This is a genomic window from Nocardioides sp. (genome assembly GCF_004803405.1).
Lineage (GTDB): Bacteria > Actinomycetota > Actinomycetes > Propionibacteriales > Nocardioidaceae > Nocardioides > Nocardioides vastitatis.
This window is the reverse complement of record NZ_SSXI01000241.1, coordinates 1-4,380: the sequence shown is the minus strand read 5'-3', so window position 1 is coordinate 4,380 and position 4,380 is coordinate 1. Positions and strand designations below refer to the sequence as shown.

Sequence of the window (4,380 nt, the reverse complement as noted above, 5' to 3'; positions counted from 1 at the left end):
CCCCCCCCCCCCCCCCCCCCGTCGTACGCTAGCGGCGAAGAGGAGGCGGCGATGGCCGATCCGTTCGGCGACATCATCGGGGACTATCGGGCGTTCGCCGCGCAGCAGCAAGATCGCCTGCTCGGCCGGGGCATCGACATCCGCCCGTACCCGCTCAGCCATCTCGCCGGCCGCGTGCCGGAATGGGACCAGTACGTGCATGTGCGGAACCTGCTCGAACGCCACGCGGTATCTCAAACTCGGTCGCTGACTAGGCCCGGCCATGCCTTCGATCACGGTGAACTCGTGCAAGGCGCAACTAGCCGGTACGGGTGCAGCCCGTCCGTCCGTCGCGCACTGGAGTAGCAGCCTGTTCGAGCCGGGCCGGGCTCACGAGGTGACGCGTCGACGGGAGGCCGGGATGCCGCTGCTACGGCACCATGCTGAGGTGGCAGAGAGCCCACCGCGAGCGGGTGATGTGCCGGCGGCCTACGACTTGCGTGCCCCAACGCTGAGTTCCAGCCGGCCAAGGTCGGCAGGTAAAAACAACGCCGCGGACCACACGCTGATGACGGGCGACCCCTTCTGCTTGAGGAAGACCCAGTCCCCGCTAGAGCGAACCCATGCCAGCCCGTCGAACGACAACTCGCAGTCTGCCCAGGGTCCGCGCAGCGCTAGGGAGCGCTCGCCGATACCCGCTTCGAACACCGCACCCTCCCGCAACCGCTGACCGAACATCCGTCGATTCAGGAAGTAGCCCACGCCAAGACCTACGGCAGCGATGCCGAGCGTGGGTACGACTGCGAACACCGGTCCCCACACCACGCGCGTCGCCATACCGGAACGATCGCCAAAGGAGTACCCCAACCCGAGGGCCAACAGAAGCTCGACAACGGCGACATACACCCACCAGGCCGGCCGACGGAGGGTCAGCTTGAGGAAGGCCCATGCAGCCTGATTCGCCGAGTCACGTCTAGCGACCCAGCGCTCAGTCATCGGCGTGTCGGTCACCCGACGATTCTGCCGCGAGAGAGCGCTGTTAGACCTGCTCTTCGAGGAATTGCGTTCCTATCGAGTCGGCGCGCCGACATTTCGGCGTGAGCGCGTGGACCGCGACATGAGCCGGCGACCCTTACGCGTTGGGTCGATTCGCGACTTCCACCAGTTCGCCCGTCTCATCGAAAAGGGGACGGTTGGGACAGACTCATCGCATGACGGGCGCGACTACACCCACGTTTGAGGGATTGATCGACCTCCTGGTGGCGGGCAACGAGCCGACCACGGGTTACTCCGGCTCGTACACCGAACTCGGCCCGGATTCGTCAAGACGTTGGCGTGTCTGGCGTCTGGGGAAGATGGGACGCATCGAAGAGGCCGATTCGGGGCGATTGCACTTCACGGCCGGGCCCCAACACTTCTGGCGCGCCGGACGCCACCCAGTCCGCGATCCTGACCTGTACGTCCGCCAAGGGTGGCAACCTGTGCCTCCGGAACTTGAGGTACTGATGTATGCCTATCCCGAGGAGTATTGGAATGGCTGGCTACGCGAGGACATCGAGCTGGTCGAACGCACGCTAAACGCGATCGCCTACGACGGACGACCGGCGTGGCGGTTCTCAGCCCCTTGGGTGAAGGGCGGCTGCCCCCTGATCACCGTCGATGCGGAGCTCGGACTGGTGGCTCACGCCGCCGCAGAGAACGGCACAACAGTGTTCTCCTGGTCAGACCTACGACTCGAGCCTGGTCTGACAGATGCGTTCTTCGAACCCGGGCCAGACACGTTGCCGCGAGGATCATGGCCTCCGCCTGTTCGGCGCTGATACGTACGTGGCACTGCCATCAGCACGTTCAAGCGCACTCGAGGCGTCGTACGGCCGGCCGGCTCCAACCCGACAGCCGGATGGTCGGAGGCTTCGACCCGCCAGTCATGCGGATACTCGGCATGACGACGCTGCCGCCGCGATCGCGTGATGAAGTTGCGACTCGCTGGCAAGCTGTGGCTCGCAGCGATGTCTCACGCGAGATGCCTGGGTGAGCCGAGCCGCTCATGTTCGCAGAGTTCGACACCCGTCCTGATGTCCTCGCGATGCAGCCGTTCCAGTACCTCCACGGTTTCGACGTGACCTCTCGCACAGCGGACCGGCGCCTGATCGGCCATGGGCCGCCTGGCGTTATGTCCGCACTCTCAAGCAGATCTCGGACGAGTTCGACGCTTGGGTCGACCGTTGCGTCGGCTACGACGCAGACGCTGAAGGTTGGTTGACCGCTCGCCGACGCGAAGCCCATGCCTACGTCCGTGAGGAACGGGAGCGCAGCCAGTAATTTCCGCACATCGGCGGATCCGGTAGCCGGGACCGATCGGATGCAGGCGGGCACAGGCGGCGCTATTGAGGCACTTTCTGAGCCCTCAACGCGGCACGAGCGGACGCTTCGGTTGGGATTCTCGTCAGTCGGGGTCGAGTGCACCGCGCCCGCGGGGACGTCCCATGTGGCGCATTGTCTCAGGTGTTGTCTTGCTACCTAATTCTCTTATGTACCATGGCGCCATGGGTGCGAACGCAGACGAGCTGGATGGCTTCACCGTGACGATGGTCGGACTACCCCTCCTGACCCTCGGAATCGGTCTCGTCATTGCTGCGCCGCGGCTGGCGAAGGTCCTAGGTCGGGAATTCGCAATACGCAATCTCGCCTATGTCGACGTCGAATTCGTGGCGCAGTATGACCGCGAAACCACCCGCCAGATCAGGCGAACTGTGGCCCTCGCCTTGCCGCTGCTTCTGGCGATTCTCCTGACCATCGACGGGGGCACCGGACCGAAGATGATGGTTTTCGCCGCCGTCGCTGTCCTGTTCACCATCGAATCGGGACTCCGGTTGCACCGGGCCGGGAGGGAGTTCACCCCCACGCCGGGGCGGCCTGTCCTAGCGCGGCCTCGCTCGGTTGGCATCACCGACTACCTCTCGCGCACGGCGCTCTGCTGCTACGTGAGTCAGGCACTTACAGCCAGCCTGCTACTTGCAGCGGTGCTGAGCTCGATTGATCAAGGTGGCACCGGCGCCCTGATCAGCGCACTGATTCTGACCCTCGTCGCCATGCTCAACCCGCTCCAGTTCCACATCCTCGTAAACAGACCCCAGCAAGCCGTGGACGCCGCCCATCTGTACTTCCAGGACGCATGGCGCGCCGATGAGCTACGAACTATGGCCATGTGGCTGGCGATTCCGACTTGGCTCTGCGCCGAGGAGTACGTCTCAACCACCGACCTGTCCCCGGTTCTGGCTGGGGCGCTGCTGGTGAGTGGCGTCGTCACGATCTTCAGCTTCTTCTGGGATGCGCTTCAGGTCCTCGCAGGTCACCTCTGGTTCCGCAAGCGTCTCTGGCCGATGCTCGCGCCGCGTCAGGTGCTGCTTCCCGGCGACCCGATCCCAACGGCGGGCCAGCAGTGATCACGCTGGACCCCGCCAGCCCGGTACCCCCCTACGAGCAGGTGCGAGCGCAGCTCGCTGATCAGATCAACGGCCGGGAGTTGGTGGCGGGGACTCGCCTACCGACCGTACGCCGCCTCGCATCCGATCTCGGCCTCGCCATCAACACCGTCGCCCGCGCCTATCGGGAACTGGAGACGTCTGGCCTCGTAGAGACCCGCGGTCGCGCCGGGACCTTCGTCTCCGGCAGCGGAGTGGAACAAGAAGCCCGGGCCGCGGCGCATGCCTATCTGGAACGTATTCGCACCCTAGGCCTCGACGCCGTCGACTCCGTCCGGCTCCTGCAGGGTCTCTTGGACCAGAAGGCACCCCGCTGACGCCCGACGCGGGATGACACCCGTCGTTCACGATCGATCTGCATAAGCGTGCGTAGTGCCAGTGGCCCTGCACGCGGCATAGTCGGGCGCGCGTAGCCGCCCTGGTTGCGGCAAGAGCGTGCAACTTCGCGGGCGTGTCTAGCGGGCGCGCGCCACCTGACTCGACCGCGCGAACGGTGACCTACAGGCACTTGACCCATAGGGCCTTAGGCCGTGCACAACCGTCGGGCCCCGCGATCCACAGGAAGCCAACCTCGACGTCTGACTTCTTGCCAGGTTTCTGGAGGCACGGCGGATCGGCTTCCCCTTCGGTGCTGTCCGTTTTCCACCACAGGTTGTCGGCGTAGAGCGTGAGTTGCGTGCCGTCCTCAGCGTCGAACATCACGAGATCGTTCTCGCCGTTGGCTCGCATGGCGATGCCTTCCTTGACCTGCGGATGCTTGGTGCCCCACGGCGCTCGCAGACCGGCGTACGTCCCTAGGGCGACCGCTAGCAACAGCACCAGAACGCCGATCGCAAGAGTGCGCGGCGGCCACAAGCGGCGGTTCGGGGTCGTCAGGGTCTGCTGCACGGATAGGTGACATCTGATCTGCGTCGAT

The 4,380-nt window shown here is 65.1% G+C and carries 6 protein-coding genes; 4 read left to right on the top strand and 2 right to left on the bottom strand.

Annotation, left to right across the window (positions count from 1 at the left end; translation table 11 throughout):
* Window positions 1–51: 51 nt before the first annotated feature.
* Window positions 52–345, top strand: coding sequence for a hypothetical protein (locus tag E7Z54_RS17385; RefSeq protein WP_136435854.1), 294 nt, complete (start codon window positions 52–54; stop codon window positions 343–345).
* Window positions 346–468: 123 nt separating this feature from the next.
* Here E7Z54_RS17385 and E7Z54_RS17380 read toward each other — a convergent pair whose 3' ends face one another.
* Window positions 469–990 carry a hypothetical protein gene (locus E7Z54_RS17380; protein ID WP_136435852.1) on the bottom strand — a complete coding sequence of 174 codons (522 nt, stop codon included), beginning with the start codon at window positions 988–990 and terminating at the stop codon, window positions 469–471.
* A 200-nt stretch (window positions 991–1,190) separates the two neighbouring features.
* Between E7Z54_RS17380 and E7Z54_RS17375 the strand changes: the two genes are divergently transcribed.
* The 3 genes from E7Z54_RS17375 (at window position 1,191) to E7Z54_RS17365 (ending at window position 3,781) form a co-directional block, all read left to right on the top strand.
* Window positions 1,191–1,799, top strand: coding sequence for a hypothetical protein (locus E7Z54_RS17375; RefSeq protein ID WP_136435850.1), 609 nt, complete (start codon window positions 1,191–1,193; stop codon window positions 1,797–1,799).
* Window positions 1,800–2,525: 726 nt separating this feature from the next.
* Window positions 2,526–3,425: a hypothetical protein gene (locus E7Z54_RS17370; RefSeq protein ID WP_136435848.1), complete on the top strand. Its 900-nt coding sequence runs from the start codon at window positions 2,526–2,528 to the stop codon at window positions 3,423–3,425.
* Window positions 3,422–3,781 (top strand): GntR family transcriptional regulator, encoded by a 360-nt coding sequence (locus E7Z54_RS17365; protein WP_136435847.1) that lies wholly within the window; start codon window positions 3,422–3,424, stop codon window positions 3,779–3,781. The genes E7Z54_RS17370 and E7Z54_RS17365 overlap by 4 nt, the downstream gene beginning before the upstream one ends.
* 181 nt (window positions 3,782–3,962) lie before the next feature.
* Here E7Z54_RS17365 and E7Z54_RS17360 read toward each other — a convergent pair.
* The coding region (locus E7Z54_RS17360; RefSeq protein ID WP_206056352.1) for a hypothetical protein at window positions 3,963–4,380 on the bottom strand (418 nt) is incomplete at its 5' end.

Coding starts and splice junctions, on each gene's coding strand:
- E7Z54_RS17370 (WP_136435848.1), top strand. CDS start 2,526: ATGGGTGCGAACGCAGACGAGCTGGATGGCTTCACCGTGACGATGGTC.
- E7Z54_RS17385 (WP_136435854.1), top strand. CDS start 52: ATGGCCGATCCGTTCGGCGACATCATCGGGGACTATCGGGCGTTCGCC.
- E7Z54_RS17375 (WP_136435850.1), top strand. CDS start 1,191: ATGACGGGCGCGACTACACCCACGTTTGAGGGATTGATCGACCTCCTG.